Here is a 16561-nt window from a genome sequence, read left to right on the forward strand (position 1 = left end):
TTTTGTTTGGAGAGTTTGATCCTGGCTCAGGACGAACGCTGGCGGCGTGCTTAACACATGCAAGTCGAACGGGATCCAGGGCGTTTTTTACGTTTTGGTGAGAGTGGCGAACGGGTGAGTAACACGTGAGTAACCTGCCCCCTTCTTTTGGATAACCGCATGAAAGTGTGGCTAATACAGGATATTCCGCTTTGGTCGCATGGCTTTGGTGGGAAATGGTTTGGTCTGGTGGGGGATGGGCTCGCGGCCTATCAGCTTGTTGGTGGGGTGATGGCCTACCAAGGCGGTGACGGGTAGCCGGCCTGAGAGGGTGGGCGGTCACACTGGGACTGAGATACGGCCCAGACTCCTACGGGAGGCAGCAGTGGGGGATTTTGCACAATGGGCGCAAGCCTGATGCAGCGACGCCGCGTGAGGGATGGAGGCCTTCGGGTTGTAAACCTCTTTCGCTGGGTTGAAAGGCCATGCTTTGGGTGTGGTTGATTTGAACTGGTAAAGAAGTACCGGCTAACTACGTGCCAGCAGCCGCGGTAATACGTAGGGTACTAGCGTTGTCCGGATTTATTGGGCGTAAAGGGCTTGTAGGTGGTTTGTCGCGTCTGTCGTGAAATCCTGTGGCTTAACCATGGGCTTGCGGTGGGTACGGGCAGGCTTGAGTGCGGTAGGGGAGACTGGAATTCCTGGTGTAGCGGTGGAATGCGCAGATATCAGGAGGAACACCGGTGGCGAAGGCGGGTCTCTGGGCCGTTACTGACACTGAGGAGCGAAAGCGTGGGGAGCGAACAGGATTAGATACCCTGGTAGTCCATGCTGTAAACGTTGGGCACTAGGTGTGGGGGCCGTGTGGTTTCTGCGCCGTAGCTAACGCATTAAGTGTCCCGCCTGGGGAGTACGGCCGCAAGGCTAAAACTCAAAGGAATTGACGGGGACCCGCACAAGCGGCGGAGCATGCGGATTAATTCGATGCAACGCGAAGAACCTTACCAAGGCTTGACATGCACCGGTACAGTGTAGAGATATGCTGGCCTTTTTGGCTGGTGTGCAGGTGGTGCATGGTTGTCGTCAGCTCGTGTCGTGAGATGTTGGGTTAAGTCCCGCAACGAGCGCAACCCTTGTCTCGTGTTGCCAGCATTTGGTTGGGGACTCTCGAGAGACTGCCGGGGTTAACTCGGAGGAAGGTGGGGATGACGTCAAATCATCATGCCCCTTATGTCTTGGGCTTCACGCATGCTACAATGGATGGTACAGAGGGTTGCGATACTGTGAGGTGGAGCTAATCCCTTAAAGCTGTTCTCAGTTCGGATCGTAGTCTGCAACTCGACTACGTGAAGGTGGAGTCGCTAGTAATCGCAGATCAGCAACGCTGCGGTGAATACGTTCTCGGGTCTTGTACACACCGCCCGTCACGTCACGAAAGTTGGTAACACCCGAAGCCCGTGGCCTAACCACGAAAGTGGGGGGAGTGGTCGAAGGTGGGATTGGCGATTGGGACGAAGTCGTAACAAGGTAGCCGTACCGGAAGGTGCGGCTGGATCACCTCCTTTCTAAGGATTTTCTTTTTTTAAGGGCCTGGTTGGTGGTTGTTTCCACTGTTTTTGGTGGTGCTGCCCTCTGGGTTGTTCCTTAGTTTTTTGGATTGTTTTTGCAAGAACAGAACTGTTTTGGGATGAAGCAGGATTTACTCTGGATCAGGTTGCACTGGTTTTGTGTGGTTTGGTTTGGGGGCATGCTGTCGGGTTTATGGCTAACACTGTTGGTCTGGCCCTTCCACTATTCCATTGTTTGTTTGCATTGGCTGTTGGCTGGTGTGTGGTGGTTTGGTGGTTGTGGTTGGGTTGTTGGTGATTTGTATAGTGGTTGCGAGCATCTTTTTTGTTTGTTTTGTTGGGTTTTTTAGTTTTTGTGGGCGTTTGGTGGATGCCTTGGTGCCTAGAGCTGATGAAGGACGTTGTGGCCTGCGATATTCCCTGGGGAGTTGGCGAGCGAGTGTTGATCCGGGGGTTTCCGAATGGGGTAACCTGACAGGTTTTGTGGCCTGTTACCACTGCTTGAATGTATAGGGTGGTGGGGGGAACGTGGGGAAGTGAAACATCTTAGTACCTGCAGGAAGAGATATTCTGTGAGTAGTGGCGAGCGAAAGCGGATGATGGCTAAACTGTGTGCGTGTCAAGGCGGCAGCTGTTGCGCATGTGGGGTTGTTGGGGCGTGTTTTTCCATTCTCTGCCGGGGGTGGGGGTAGTTATAAATGGTTGTGTGGAGCTGAACAGTTTGGGATGGCTGACCGTAGGGCGTGATAGTCGTGTAGGTGGTTCATGCAACTCTGCTTGAGTGTGTTCCCAAGTAGCAGCGGGCTCGTGGAATCTGCTGTGAATCTGCCCAGACCACTGGGTAAGCCTGAATACTTCTAGGTGACCGATAGCGTATAGTACCGTGAGGGAATGGTGAAAAGTACCCCGGGAGGGGAGTGAAATAGTGCCTGAAACCAAGCGCTTTTAAGCCGTCAGAGCCGGTCGGCCCTTTTGGGGTTGTGGTGATGGCGTGCCTATTGAAAAATGAGCCTGCGAGTTAGTGATGCGTGGCGAGGTTAACCCTTGTGGGGTAGTCGTAGCGAAAGCGAGTCTTAAGTGGGCGGCTAGTCGCGTGTTCTAGACCCGAAGCGGGGTGATCTACCCATGGCCAGGTTGAAGCGATTGTAAAAGGTCGTGGAGGACCGTACCCACCTAGGTTGAAAACTGGGGGGATGAGTTGTGGGTAGGGGTGAAAGGCTAATCAAACTCCGTGATAGCTGGTTCTCCCCGAAATGCATTTAGGTGCAGCGTTCTGCGTGTGTTGTTGTGGTGGTAGAGCTACTGGTTGGTTGATGGGCCTTTGTGGTTACTGACGTCAGCTAAACTCCGAATGCCATTGATAATTGCAGGGCAGTGAGACTGCGGGGGATAAGCTTCGTAGTCGAGAGGGAAACAGCCCAGATCATCGGTTAAGGCCCCTAAGGGTGTGCTGAGTGGGAAAGGATGTGGAGTTGCATAGACAACCAGGAGGTTGGCTTAGAAGCAGCCATCCTTGAAAGAGTGCGTAATAGCTCACTGGTCAAGTGATTCCGCGCCGACAATGTAGCGGGGCTTAAGCACACCGCCGAAACCATGGCAGAAGTTTTTTCTGGGTAGGGGAGCGTCCTGATTGGGGTGAAGCAGGCCTGTGAGGGTTTGTGGACTGGTTGGGAGTGAGAATGCAGGCATGAGTAGCGAGTGGTGGGTGAGAATCCCACGCGCCGATTGACTAAGGGTTCCAGGGCAAGGTTTATCCGCCCTGGGTTAGTCGGGTCCTAAGGCGAGGCCGACAGGCGTAGTCGATGGATGACCAGTTGATATTCTGGTACCGGTTTTTTCTTGTCCAGTGCTGACAAAGTTGTGCTAACCAACGCCGTGATGGTGGTGATTCCTTCGGGTTTTGCCTCCTAGTGGTCTTGGGGTCCCTTCTTGGGTAGGCAAGCGTGTTAACAGGGGTGACGCAGTAGGGTAGCTGGTGCTGGCCGGTGGTTGTGCCAGTCTAAGGTTGTGGCCTGCATGCTAGGTAAATCCGGTGTGCTGTCTTTAATGACAAGGGTGAGGGCTGATGGGACTGCCATTTTGTGTGGTGGTTATTGGTGTGCCTGTGCTGTCTAGAAAAGCCTCGACGTTAGAGAAATAACCGCCCGTACCCTAAACCGACTCAGGTAGTTAGGTAGAGTATACTAAGGCGTGCGAGTGAATCATGGTTAAGGAACTCGGCAAAATGCCCCCGTAACTTCGGGATAAGGGGGACCAGGCCCGGACAATACTGTTTTTCTGGTATTTTTGTTTGGGTGTGGTCGCAGTGATTTGGAAGAAGCGACTGTTTACTAAAAACATAGGTGTGTGCGAAGCTGTAAGGCGATGTATACGCACTGACGCCTGCCCGGTGCTGGAAGGTTAAGCGGAAGGCTCAACCCCTGTTGGGGTGAAGGTTTGAAGTTAAGCCCCAGTAAACGGCGGTGGTAACTATAACCATCCTAAGGTAGCGAAATTCCTTGTCGGGTAAGTTCCGACCTGCACGAATGGCGTAACGACTTCTTCGCTGTCTCGACCATGAACTCGGTGAAATTGCATTACGAGTAAAGATGCTCGTTTCGCGCAGCAGGACGGAAAGACCCCGGGACCTTTACTATAGCTTGGTATTGGTAGCCGGTTGTGTTTGTGTAGGATAGGTGGGAGACTGTGAAGCCGCTACGCTAGTGGTGGTGGAGTCGTTGTTGAAATACCACTCTGATATAAACGGTTATCTAACCTTGGTCCGTGATCCGGATTGGGGACAGTGCCTGGTGGGTAGTTTAACTGGGGCGGTTGCCTCCTAAATGGTAACGGAGGCGCTCAAAGGTCTTCTCAGCCTGGTTGGTAATCAGGTGTTGAGTGTAAGTGTAGAAGAAGGCTTGACTGTGACACTGACGGGTGGAGCAGGTGCGAAAGCAGGAACTAGTGATCCGGCCGTGGTTCGTGGAAACGCGGTCGCTCAACGGATAAAAGGTACCCCGGGGATAACAGGCTGATCTTGCCCAAGAGTCCATATCGACGGCATGGTTTGGCACCTCGATGTCGGCTCGTCGCATCCTGGGGCTGGAGTCGGTCCCAAGGGTTGGGCTGTTCGCCCATTAAAGCGGTACGCGAGCTGGGTTTAGAACGTCGTGAGACAGTTCGGTCCCTATCCGCTGCGCGCGTAGGAAACTTGAGAAGGCCTGTCCCTAGTACGAGAGGACCGGGACGGACAAGCCTCTGGTGTGCCAGTTGTACCGCCAGGTGCATGGCTGGTTAGCTACGCTTGGGAAGGATAACCGCTGAAAGCATCTAAGCGGGAAGCCTGCTTCAAGACCAGGTTTCCAACCCCCGCTTGGGGGGAGAGACTCCCAATAGATGATTGGGTTGATAGGCCAGGCGTGTAAGCATGGTAACGTGTTTAGCTTACTGGTACTAATAGTCAACAACTAAAAACAACCAAACAACATGACAAACAGGAATCCTGTTTGCTCGTAACTACTATGCAAACCACTACCAACCCCACACACTCCAAGGCGTGTAAACGCTAACCGCGTGTGTGCAGCGAACACTGCTGGTAAACCATTTTGGTTAATACTAGCGTGTTTGGCAGGTTGGCTGATATTTTTGCGGTGGTCATAGCCACGGGGAAACGCCCAGTATTCCTTTCCGAACCTGGAAGCTAAGCCCGTGAACGCCGATGGTACTGCACCTGGTAGGGTGTGGGAGAGTAGGAAACCACCGCTACCACACTCAATTTGAGGGGGCTGCTAACCAAGCCGGTTAGCAGCCCCCTCAAAACAATTCACCCAGTAGTCGGCCCCAAAACCATACACACACCCCACAAACACAACAACACAGACACATGAGGCTGCCACTACCCGTAGTAAGCCACCGGCCTCCTCCCAGTGGGGCGTACCGCCAAGTCATGTACGCCTTTCACAGAAATCACCATTACAAACGCGCATAAGGCGTTCGGGCTGGGAGGCTCTTCGGCATTGATCGATCCCTTTAGCGCGCTAGCTCACCAACATGCGCTCCCAAAGTATGCCTATTAGGCGGTATTATGAGGGTTGCACAATCCTGAGGTAGGAGCCGTGCCAGCCAGATACGTGGCTGCGGAAGACAAGAGGAATAATGAGCGAAAACCAGCGCGGTAGAGACCGAAACTTCGATAACAGGCAGTGGCGCGGAGAGCGCGAAAATAATTTTGGCAATAGAGGACGACGCTTCGAGAATAGGGGTGAGGGCGGCCGACGCAGGTTTGACGGCGAACGCTCGGATTTTGGAAACCGCGGTGGACGTTTTGGCCGTGACGGCAATGGCGAGGGCCGACGAGAGCGCAACTTTGACCGCAATGATCGTGGTTTCCGCCGAGATGATCGTGGGTACCGCCAGTTTGATCGCAATGAGCGCGGTGGTAGGCGTTTTGACAACGATCGCGGGTACCGTCGTGATGACAACCGCCGTCGTTTTAGTTCCGATGACCGTGGAGGCCGGCGCTTTGAGCGTGGCGATCGCGACTTCCGCCGCAACGACCGTGGAGGCCGCCGCTTCGAGAATGAGGACCGCCCACGTCGACGTTTTGACCGTGATGATCGTAACTTCTCGGGCGATGGTCGTTCGGACCGCAGGTTTGGGCGCGGCGAAAGCGACTTTGGAGGACGCGGGCGTGATGACCGTAGAGGACGTCAGTTCAACCGTGAAGATCGCCCGGGTCGCAGGTTTGACCGCGATGACAGGCGCGAACGTGACTTTGGCCGAAAAAACCCGGGTGGTCGCAGGTTTGACCGAGACGATCGTCGTTCCGGCTTTAACCGCGAAGGTGGCGGGCGTCGGAATTTCGATTCCGACAGGTACCGTAATCAGCAGTTCAACCGGTTTGAAGACCAGCACGATGTGGCAGCCGCAGCCTACGACAAATTCGATGACGAGTTCGCGGAGCGTAGCAACCAGATTGAGGGATTGCCGATCCCGGATGGGTTGGAGGGCCAAGAGCTTGACGCCGCGGCGTACGAGACCCTCGCAACTCTAGGTGCACACAGCCAGGAAGAAGTTGCGAAGCTCCTTGTTATGGCCGGTCAGCTGATTGACATGGATCCGGAGCGTGCCTACACGTACGCGCAGGCGGCGGTTAGCCGTGCTGGCCGCGTCGACATTGTGCGTGAAGCCGCCGCTCTCACTGCTTATGCTACCGAGCGCTACCAGGAGGCTCTGCGTGAAGTGCGAGCCGTGCGCCGTATGCGTAACGATTTTTCGCTCCGCGCTGTTGAAGCAGATTGTGAGCGCGGCCTTGGAAAACCAGAGAAGGCAATTGAGCTCATTGATGAAACCGATCTTTCCCAGCTAGACGTTGCGGAGCAGGTTGAGCTGGTTCTTGTAGCTGCTGGCGCTCGCTCAGATTTAGGAGAGAACGACACCGCACTGGTGCTCGTCGAAGATGCTCTGGCTAAGCTCGGTCCGGATGCTGACGATGAGCTTCGAAGCCGTTTGATGAGCGCGCAAGCTGACCATCTGCGTTCTCTTGGTCGCGGCGAAGAAGCTGACGAAGTCGAAGCTTCGATGCCGGCTCTGCCTGAGGACAATGACATTCTTGACCTTAAGATGATGGCGGAATCGGATGTGGATGACGTGCGCTCGGATCTGAAGGGTTCCGATGAACCGCTATCGCAGCGTTACGACACACTCCTGCTTGACCTTGACGGTGTGTGCTATCACGGTAGCCAGCCCGTTGCACATGCCGCGCAGAGTGTCTCAGAGGCTGTGAATGCGGGGATGAAGCACGCGTTTGTAACGAACAACTCCTCGCGCACGCCAAAGGCCGTGGCTGCTCAGCTGGCTGATCTGGGATTCCCGGCGATGCCTGAGGACGTCATGACCTCCGCGATGGACGCGGTGAACCTAATGGGTGAAGACCTCGAGCCGGGAGCAAAAGTACTCGTAATTGGTGGCGAGGGCTTGCGCGAAGCTGTTACGAATGGTGGATTTGAGATCGTCGATTCCGCCGATGACAATCCGGATGCAGTAGTGCAGGGGCTTGATAAGAGCCTGGGATGGGCAGAGCTGTCTGAAGCTGCATACGCGGTTACCAACGGCGCTGCCTACTATGCGACCAACATGGACGGCTCGCTGCCAACCGAGCGCGGTTTTGCGCTGGGTAACGGCGCTCTTGTGCGCGCCGTCCGCTACGCGAGTGGCAAGAAGCCGAAGGTCTCAGGCAAGCCATTGCCCGCTATCTTCCGCGGCGCCATTGAGATGGTTGGGGGAGAGCATGCTGTCGCCATTGGCGACAGGCTGGAGACCGATGTTGCTGGAGCGCTTTCAGCTTCGATCCCGTCGATGCACGTGTTGACCGGCGTCCATGACGCGCGCTCGGTAATCCTTGCGGATCGTGGTTTGCGTCCCCAGCTCGTACACACCGATATGCGCGGTCTCAATGAGCCGCATCCCCGTCCTCGTCACCATCGCGACGGCACCTGGAGTTGTGGCGTTGGTCAGATAGCAAAGGTCGTGGCAGGCAGGCTGACTCTCGATGGCGTAACGCTTTTGGAAGACGGCGCTACCGTCACGCTCGACTCCTACAGAGCTCTTATTGCGGCTGCTTGGGAGTACGCGCGGGAGCATGACTCGAAGGTATTTTGCCCGCTGATCACCGTTGTGGACAACGATGATCCCGCAGGAATTTTGGAGCCCGTTGAACCTGAGGCGGAAGAACCCGTAGTGGCAGAGTCAACCGATCTGGACGATATGCCCGCCTCGGATGTAAGCGATGAGGAGCTGGCGCAGGTGGATGTGGAATCCGTTGCGGCATTCTTGCCCGGTGAGGAAGATCTGGAGGAGCTACTTGAAGAGACTCGTCATCTTGCTGAAGAGGACGAGGAATCGCAGGAGTCTGAGTGAATCTGGAGCAGTGGGAGGAAGACTGGGAGCAAGCTGAAAACCTGCCTCTAGTTCAGCGCCTTGCGAAGCTGAAGCAAGCTGAGGCAGAGCTGTCGGCCCAGCTTGAGGGCGGGACCGAGCAGTGGCACGCCTAAGACGTATCGATGCGGAGATGGTGCGACGTTCGCTCGCGCCATCTCGCTCGAAGGCGCAAGAACTGATTCATGCTGGTTTCGTTAAGCTGGATGGGGAAGTTGTTACCAAGCCTGCTAGGCAGATGGATCCGGCGCAGGCATTGATTGTGGATGAAAGCTCCTCGCCAGATTATGCGTCTAGAGGTGCATACAAGCTCGCGGGTGCTCTTGAGGTCCTCGGTGATCTCGCTCCGGTGATCCGCGGTCAGCGTTGCCTTGATGCGGGAGCATCGACCGGTGGTTTTACAGACGTGCTACTACGCGCGGGCGCTACGCAGGTGGTGGCCGTTGATGTGGGTTACGGGCAGCTGGTATGGCGCCTGCAGTCCGACCCACGCGTTGAGGTTAAAGACCGGACAAATGTTCGCTACTTGTTGCCTGAAGACGTGGCGCCGTCACCAACGGTTGTAGTGTCGGATCTTTCCTTCATTTCTCTAACTTTGGTGCTACCGGCTTTGCGGAAGGTTGCGCATCCACAGGCTGATTTCTTGTTGATGGTGAAACCGCAGTTTGAGGTGGGCAAGGATAAGCTAGGGGCAAAAGGCGTGGTTCGGGATACCGCACTGCATCACTTTGCTGTTCGCCAAGTCTTGGACAAAGCCGCTGAGTTGGATCTGAAGGTTTACGGTTTGGCGGCTAGTCCTCTTCCCGGCCCCGCAGGAAATGTTGAGTATTTTGTGGCGTTGAAGTCGGAGCACCCGGCAGCAATCAGTCAGGCAGATCTGGATGATCGGATTGCACAGGCGATCGCAGACGGTCCGGCCGGTAACCACCTAAGTTAGGAGACTTAATGCGCTCGATCATGATGATCGTGAACGAGAAGCGTGAAGACGCGGCCAAGCTGGCCTCCCAGGTGCAAGCCGCACTGGAGGAACGAGAGATCGTTGTTGTGGGCGCGGAGTCTGACCGGGATGTTGAACTGGTTCTCGTGTTCGGTGGTGATGGCACTATCTTGTGGTCGGCGCAGGCAGCGCGCGAGCGGTCTGTCCCGCTTTTGGGTGTGAATCTGGGGCATATGGGCTTCTTGGCCGAGGCCGAGGTTAGTTCCTTGGAGTCACTGGTAGATCGAGTGGCCGCGGCCGACTATGCGGTGGAAGAACGCATGACATTGGAGCTCGATGTGCAGATGCCTGACGGTAGTGTGCAACATGATTGGGCGATCAATGAGGCAGCAATCATGCGCACCGATCTGGCACATCCGGCTCACTTTGGTATAGGTGTGGATGGGCAGGGGGTCTCAACGTACGGGGCGGACGGAATCATTTTGTCCACTCCTACGGGATCCACCGCGTACTCCTATTCGGCGGGCGGACCGGTAGTGTGGCCAGATACCGAGGCCGTACTGATGGCTCCGCTGGCCGCGCACGGCTTGTTCACACGGCCTTTGGTCGTCGGCCCCAACTCAGAACTTGAAGTGTCGATCTTGAAACACCAGTGGGCAGACATTGAGGTGTGGTGCGACGGTATCCGTCGCATCACCACCCCGGCAGGCACTCGAATCCTTTGCCGCCCGTCCAAAGTTCCAGTGAAGCTCGCTCGTCTATCGGATACCCCGTTCTCAGCTCGTTTGGTAGCTAAGTTCGATCTTCCGGTCTCGGGTTGGCGGCGGCTGGGGTTGGAGGAGTCTTGATCGAAGAGCTCCACATTGAGAACCTGGGTGTTCTCGAATCGGCGCACGTAGAGTTTTCACCTGGATTAACAGTGCTTACGGGCGAGACGGGTGCCGGCAAGACAATGGTGCTGTGGTCGCTTCAGCTCCTCCTTGGGCAGCGGGCCGATTCGTCTAAGATCCGGGCCGGCCAGTCGCAAGCTGTGGTTGATGGCGTGTTCACCATAGATCCGAATGTGCTTGATGAGTTTGACCTTGAAAGTGAAACCGTTGTGGTTTCGCGAAAGGTGTCGCAGTCGCGCTCGCGAGCCTATTTGGATCGCCGCCCTGCCCCAGTGTCGCTACTTGAAGATCTTGCTTCCAATCTGGCGGTTATTCACGGCCAGTCCGATCAGATTGAATTGCGTTCTCCGCGCGCTCAGCGCGAGTTTTTAGACAAGTTTGGAGGCGCTAGCCACGCTGATCTGGTTCAGCGCTACACGGACGCGTGGAACCAGGCTGTAAATGCTAAGCGCGCCCTCGATGAGTTTTCGCGAGGTCTTGACGAGGCTGAAGCGGAGATTGCGCAGTTGCGCCCGGTGGTGCAAAAGGTCCGTTCCCTTGACCTAGTTGAGGGCGAGGATGAGGCTCTGCGCCTCGAAGCTGAGCGCATCACGAACGTGGAGGAGCTACGTAACGGCCTTGCGCTAGCATATCGCGCACTTGTGGGGGAAGACGGCGCTGGATCTGTCGATGCTGTTGGATTAGCCACCGGCCAGGTAGCAAAGCTTGAGGGGCTTGACCCAAAACTTGCTGAAATCTCTCGGCGTTTGAATGCGCAGCTCGTTGAGTTAGAAACGGTTCGCGACGACCTCGCCGAATACCTGGAGGGATTAAACGCCGATCCGTCGCGCCTGGAGTACGTACATCAGCGTCGGCGTGCCATTACTGCTCTTTTGCGTGGCCGTGCTCTTGATATTCCAGCGCTGCTCAAGTGGACTGATGAGGCTGAGGCCAGGCTTGATGACCTGGAGCGGCGCGATGATCGTATGGCTGAGCTCCAGGCCGAACTCGCGAATGCGCAAAGGCAGGTAATTGAGGACGGGCGCAAACTCTCTAACGAACGGCACAAGTTAGCACACAGGCTTTCGAAGCTGGTGGACGCAGAGCTTGCGGGCTTATCGATGAAAGATGCGCGTCTGCTCGTAGAGTTCAAAGAGCGCGAAAAACCTGGGCCCAATGGTCTCGAGGATATTGAGATGCTTCTGCAGGCGCATCCCGATGCGAATCCGGCGCCGCTGGGGAGTGGAGCATCTGGAGGTGAGTTATCGCGCGTGATGTTGGCGTTGGAGGTGGTGCTGGCCGAGCACAGTGAGGCGTCGGCAACGAACTTAACCTACGTGTTTGACGAAGTGGATGCAGGCGTTGGTGGCCGCGCAGCGCGTGAGGTAGGGAAACGGTTGGCCCGGCTAGCTCGTGATCGGCAGGTGCTGGTAGTGACCCACTTGGCGCAGGTAGCGGCGTGGGCGGATAGCCACCTGCTCATTACAAAGTCGGGCGCCACTACTGAAGTGAGCCGACTCACAGAAGAGGAGCGGATTGTGGAACTTGCCCGCATGCTCTCAGGGTCGGAATCGTCACAAACGGCGCGCGCGCATGCCGCTGAGCTACGTTCGCAGGTAAAGGTGGCACAATCAAGGGTGTGAAGCGTTTCTTTAAAAAAGCTAAGAACCAGGTTGAGTTGCCCGGCGAAGGCTTAAGAGTGCGCGTGGACGAGCGCACGAAGAAGCTGGCTCGCCGCTTGGAAGAGGGCGAGATAGCGGTTATCGACCACGAGGATATTGACCGCGTTGCGGCCGAGTCTTTGGTGGCTGCCAAACCGGTGGCCGTGCTGAATGCGGCGAAATCAACCACGGGTCGTTATCCCAACTTGGGTCCGTCGATCCTGCTTGAGTCTGGGATCATCTTGATTGATGATCTTGGTCCGGACATCATGACCCTGCATGAGGGGCAGGCGGTGAGTATTGATGGAGATTCGGTATTCGCTGGAGACAAGCTCGTGGCGCAGGGTATTCGGCAAACGGTAGAGACGAATGATCAGGCGATGGCGCTTGCCCGCGATGGAATGTCGAGCCAGATTGAGGCATTCGCAGCTAACACTATGGAGTATCTGGCGCGTGAACGGGACCTATTGCTCAACGCGGTTGGCATTCCTGATGTTAAGACGAAGTTCAAGGGTCGCCACATGTTGGTGGTTGTGCGAGGCTACCATTACAAGGAAGACCTTGCTCTTTTGAAGGCATACATCCGCGACTACCGGCCGGTGCTGGTTGGCGTAGACGGTGGTGCGGATGCGATTCTAGAGTCCGGGTTCAAGCCGGACATGATAATCGGCGACATGGATTCGGTGTCTGATAAGGCCTTAACGTGTGGCGCTGAGATCGTGGTGCACGCATATCGTGATGGAAGAGCTCCAGGCTTGGAGCGCGTGGAACGCATTGGCGTTGAACACGTGGTGTTTCCCGCAACGGGCACGTCAGAGGATGCGGCTATGCTCCTCGGTGATGCTAAGGGAGCAAGTTTGATCGTTACTCTTGGTACGCATACGACGCTGGTGGAGTTCTTGGATAAGGGCCGCTCCGGTATGGCTTCCACGTTCTTTACGCGTTTGGTTGTGGGTCCAAAGCTGGTGGACGCGAAGGGCGTGTCAAGGATTTATCGCACGCGAATTTCTTCCCTGCAGCTGTTCATGCTTTCAGCTGCGGGCATTTTGGCTTTGATTATTGCGCTTGCGGTTACGCCCGCGGGGCAAACATTTTTGCAGATTATGGCAGTGTATTTTTCTGATGTCGTTGACGTCGTGCGCGGCTGGCTTGGTTTGGCGCCGGGTGCGCCCCTTACGTGAGTGGAGGAACATTGGTCGATTTTAGGTACCATTTGGTTTCACTGATTTCAGTATTTTTGGCGCTTGCGGTTGGAGTGGTGCTCGGCGCGGGCCCATTGCAGGGGCCAATTGCGTCTGGACTTACGAGCCAGGTCGAAGGCTTGCGTGAGTCGCAGGCGCGTACTTCTGTGGAGATCGAGCGTTTGCGCACGGATGTTGCGGATCGTAATGCGTGGATCGAGCAGTCGGTGCATCAGGTTTTGCCCGGCACGTTGAAGGACCGCAAGATAGCGATTGTATCTACGGAGGACGCTGCCGCTGAAGATGTTGATGGAATCGCCAAGTACATTGATGTTGCTGGCGGGGTTGTAAACCAGCGCGTTGTGCTCACGAATGCGTGGTATTCGGAGGATATGTCGCAGTTCCGTGATTCGTTGGCGGGTCCGGTTGCTACGCACCTGTCGGGCGAGGTGTCGGCGGAGGCTCCAGCGGCAGAGATCTTGTCTCAGGCACTCCTAGAGATTATTTCGAAAACGAATGATGAGACGAAGTTGCTACGTGAAATATTGGCTGATGCTGACAATGCGTTGCTTTCGTTCGAAGCGGATCAGGTTGTGTCAGACTCGATTGTTTTTGTCGGTCCTCGTCCGGTGGAAGAGGATGCGACAACGGCCGCCACACAGGAAGAGAACAATAGGGACAACCAGGAGGACGCCAAGACAGGTAGTTCGGATTCGCAGATGCTGGTTGCAGTTGCGGGAATAGTTGCCAAGGCGCCTTCGGCAGGTGTTGTGGTTGGCGATGCTTCGGCTTCGGATTCTTTGATTTCGCTAGTGCGCGGCCAGGGAATTACGGTAACTTCGGTTGACTCGGTGGGTACCTCAATGGGGCATGCCTCTACCGTGATAGCACTGCTGAGCGCGGATCGCACGGCTCGAGCATTTGGCGCGGCCTCGACAGCAACAGAGCTTGTACCGCCGCTACCGCAGGCCAAGACCGAGGCTCCGCAACCGAGCCAGACGGAGGCGACTGCCGGTGAATAGCAGGTCTGCGATCGCTTTTGCAGGTGGCGTGGGTGCGGCGGCACTGACGGCAATAGTCACAAATGTGATTCGCACCGCGCCGTCATTGCAACGTACAAATCACGCGGGTGAGCCGGTTAGTCTTTCCGAGGGCGTGGGTGCTGCCACGGCTTTGATTGGCTCTGCTGTGGCTCGGCGTGACTTCGCCGCCGCCGCCGCCCTAGCTACCACCGCTAATGCAGGTCTCGCGGATGATATTGAAGATTTGCGCGAGGACGCCCCAAAAGCTAAGGGACTAGCTGGCCACTTTGAAGCATTTAAGCGTGGCGAGGTAACTACCGGCGCGGTAAAGGTAGCAGCTATTGGTTCTTCTGCTGCCGGCTACGCACTGGTCCACTGCAATCGCTACAATCGCGGCTTTTACGACTGGTTGATTGATTCGATCATTGTGGCGGGGTCTGCCAACATCGCAAACCTGTTTGATTTGCGTCCAGGCAGGGCACTCAAAGCTTCAGCCGCTTGCTCTCTATTAGCCTCTGTTGGTCGCGTCAGCCCGCGCTCGTTTGGTGCAACTCTTGGCACAATAGCCGGAAGCGCCCCCTCTGATTTGGCAGGTAAAACCATGCTTGGTGACGTGGGTGCAAATACGCTCGGCTTGCAGGTAGGTATGCTCGCGATAGTTCCGTCTTCTCGCGCCTTCAGAACGGCAATGGCTGCGCTTACGCTCGGTGTAATTGGGGCAGGCGAGGTGGTGTCTTTCTCGAAGCTGATTGAAAGCTCGAAGGTGCTCTCGGCGCTCGATGAGTTGGGCGTGAAATCTAAGTAGATGAAAGCATCGGGCGGGCTGGTAAGACTGCGAGGCGTCCTCACCGGCGCCGTAGGCATAATCGCAATTGCAACATTGTCCTCGCGGCTTATCGGGTTCTTACGATGGCTCATGCAGTCCGCATTGGTGGGATCGGGAGCTACCGCAGGTGCCTACGCTTCTGCTAATCAGATTCCAAACATTGTTTTCGAGATAGTGGTGGGCGGAGCACTAGCGGGGATAACGGTGCCTCTACTGTCTGCGCCCCTTGCGAAAGGGCGCGTGCAATATGCTAATCGCGTAGCTGCTGCACTTTTGTCATGGGTTACCTTGATACTTTCTGTGGTGGCAGTGGTTGTGTTTCTTGCCGCCCCGTGGATTGCGCAGGCGCTCCCCGTGCCAGCGGATGCCATCGTAGCCGACCAACAGGCATTGGTGACCCGCTTCTTGCAGATTTTTGCGTGGCAAATCCCGCTGTACGGGGTCTCTATCGTGCTGACGGGCGTGTTGCAGTCACATAAGAAGTTCTTCTGGCCGGCAATAGCCCCAGCGCTGTCATCCTTGACCGTGATCGCGTCGTTCTTTGGCTATGCGCTTTTGAACCCGGCGCGTGACCAGGCTCCGCCGCAAACGGCTGTTGAGGTGCTGGGTTGGGGGACAACCCTGGGAGTGGCGGCACTATCGCTACCACTGTTCGTCCCTGCTCATAAGGCAGGATTCCGATTTCGCCCCACCCTGCGCCTCGGGACCGATGAGCGTCGACGTGCGATCGGTTTGGGAGCCTCCGGCCTGGGTGCTTTGGTGGCGCAGCAACTTGCCGTTGTTGTTTCGCTTTGGCTTATGCGTTCCTACGGTGCTTCAGGAACGGTAGCGGTGTTTCAGTACTTGCAGGCGGTCTACTGGTTGCCCTACGCTGTAGCGGTTTATCCGGTTGCAACTGCGGCTTTTCCCCTCCTTTCCGAGCAGGGAGAGAGTGGATGCACGGATCAGTTCAAAGTTACGTCCGCGAGGGCGATGCAAAAAGTTTTGATTGCGGCCTTGCTCGGCTCTGCTTTGTTGGTCATCATGGCGCCGGTGGCACAGGCTTTCTTCGAGCTACTCACGCCCGTTCCGGGGATGGCTTCCGCTCTTACGATCATGGCTCCAGCCCTAATCGGATTTTCTTTGCTGTTCTACGGCCAACGCGCGCTTTACGCGCTTTCACATCCGCGGCTAGCCTGGCTGGTGGCAGCCACTGGGTGGGTAACGGTCGCGGTGGCACAAGCCGCATTAGTTGCAGTATTTGTGCGATCCGAGGGTGATGGCGTGGAAACGCTACGTGCAATCGCGGGTGGACATTCAGTGGGGATGACAGTAGCGGCGATCGGAGTGCTCGTATCGATTCACAAGGTGACGGATGGCTACGGCACGCGCGATATGCTGGTTGTAGTCGCACGTTCGCTAGTTCCGTTGGGGTTAGCAACTGTGCTTGGAACATTGGCGACGACGCATATTTCCGCTCTAGGTGAAGGCTTGGGGCACGTGCTGGCGGTAATCGCGGCCGGCTTCGTGGGGCTAACGATCCTCGCGGGAGTGGTGTCCACGCTTGGAAAGAAGTCGGTGCTGGCCGGCTTACTGCAATCCATGGAAGACAAAGACAGCTAGG

Annotated in this window: 9 protein-coding genes and 3 rRNA genes; all 12 read left to right on the forward strand. The window is 56.2% G+C overall.

Translation table 11 applies throughout. The features are described 5' to 3' along the window. The first annotated feature begins 3 nt into the window (after window positions 1-3). Window positions 4-1544: ribosomal RNA gene (locus BQ7114_RS01315) — 16S ribosomal RNA — on the forward strand. 346 nt (window positions 1545-1890) lie between these two features. Further along, window positions 1891-5002: ribosomal RNA gene (locus BQ7114_RS01320) — 23S ribosomal RNA — on the forward strand. Window positions 5003-5172: 170 nt separating this feature from the next. After that, a 5S ribosomal RNA gene (rrf, locus tag BQ7114_RS01325) occupies window positions 5173-5291 on the forward strand. Together the 16S, 23S and 5S rRNA genes form the textbook arrangement of a ribosomal RNA operon. Before the next feature lie 390 nt (window positions 5292-5681). Then, window positions 5682-8444: an HAD-IIA family hydrolase gene (locus BQ7114_RS01330; protein WP_230205939.1), complete on the forward strand. Its 2763-nt coding sequence runs from the start codon at window positions 5682-5684 to the stop codon at window positions 8442-8444. After that, on the forward strand, window positions 8441-8578 hold the full coding sequence (locus BQ7114_RS08895) for a hypothetical protein (RefSeq protein WP_154665473.1): 138 nt from the start codon (window positions 8441-8443) through the stop codon (window positions 8576-8578). The genes BQ7114_RS01330 and BQ7114_RS08895 overlap by 4 nt, the downstream gene beginning before the upstream one ends. A gap of 17 nt (window positions 8579-8595) precedes the next feature. Continuing rightward, on the forward strand, window positions 8596-9399 hold the full coding sequence (locus BQ7114_RS01335) for a TlyA family RNA methyltransferase (RefSeq protein WP_230206020.1): 804 nt from the start codon (window positions 8596-8598) through the stop codon (window positions 9397-9399). A gap of 8 nt (window positions 9400-9407) precedes the next feature. Beyond that, window positions 9408-10247 (forward strand): NAD kinase, encoded by an 840-nt coding sequence (locus BQ7114_RS01340; protein ID WP_072340930.1) that lies wholly within the window; start codon window positions 9408-9410, stop codon window positions 10245-10247. Beyond that, window positions 10244-11911 (forward strand): DNA repair protein RecN, encoded by a 1668-nt coding sequence (recN, locus tag BQ7114_RS01345; protein WP_072340933.1) that lies wholly within the window; start codon window positions 10244-10246, stop codon window positions 11909-11911. The genes BQ7114_RS01340 and recN overlap by 4 nt, the downstream gene beginning before the upstream one ends. Continuing rightward, window positions 11908-13110 (forward strand): putative cytokinetic ring protein SteA, encoded by a 1203-nt coding sequence (gene steA / locus BQ7114_RS01350; RefSeq protein WP_072340937.1) that lies wholly within the window; start codon window positions 11908-11910, stop codon window positions 13108-13110. Before recN ends, steA begins: the two co-directional genes overlap by 4 nt. Window positions 13111-13121: 11 nt before the next feature. Beyond that, window positions 13122-14132, forward strand: a complete 1011-nt coding sequence (locus BQ7114_RS01355) for a copper transporter (RefSeq protein ID WP_072340942.1) — start codon at window positions 13122-13124, stop codon at window positions 14130-14132. Beyond that, complete coding sequence (locus BQ7114_RS01360) at window positions 14125-14937, forward strand: hypothetical protein (RefSeq protein ID WP_083431686.1); 813 nt, start codon at window positions 14125-14127, stop codon at window positions 14935-14937. Before BQ7114_RS01355 ends, BQ7114_RS01360 begins: the two co-directional genes overlap by 8 nt. Then, complete coding sequence (murJ, locus tag BQ7114_RS01365) at window positions 14938-16560, forward strand: murein biosynthesis integral membrane protein MurJ (protein WP_072340948.1); 1623 nt, start codon at window positions 14938-14940, stop codon at window positions 16558-16560. Window position 16561 lies beyond the last annotated feature (1 nt).

Origin of the sequence: Actinomyces urinae, from assembly GCF_900119695.1 — a bacterium.
In the GTDB taxonomy this organism is placed as follows: domain Bacteria; phylum Actinomycetota; class Actinomycetes; order Actinomycetales; family Actinomycetaceae; genus Gleimia; species Gleimia urinae.

Excerpts from the sequence above, each read along its gene's own strand:
- BQ7114_RS01335 (WP_230206020.1), top strand. The coding sequence starts at position 8,596 with ATGGTGCGACGTTCGCTCGCGCCATCTCGCTCGAAGGCGCAAGAACTG.
- murJ (WP_072340948.1), top strand. The coding sequence starts at position 14,938 with ATGAAAGCATCGGGCGGGCTGGTAAGACTGCGAGGCGTCCTCACCGGC.
- BQ7114_RS01340 (WP_072340930.1), top strand. The coding sequence starts at position 9,408 with ATGCGCTCGATCATGATGATCGTGAACGAGAAGCGTGAAGACGCGGCC.
- BQ7114_RS01330 (WP_230205939.1), top strand. The coding sequence starts at position 5,682 with ATGAGCGAAAACCAGCGCGGTAGAGACCGAAACTTCGATAACAGGCAG.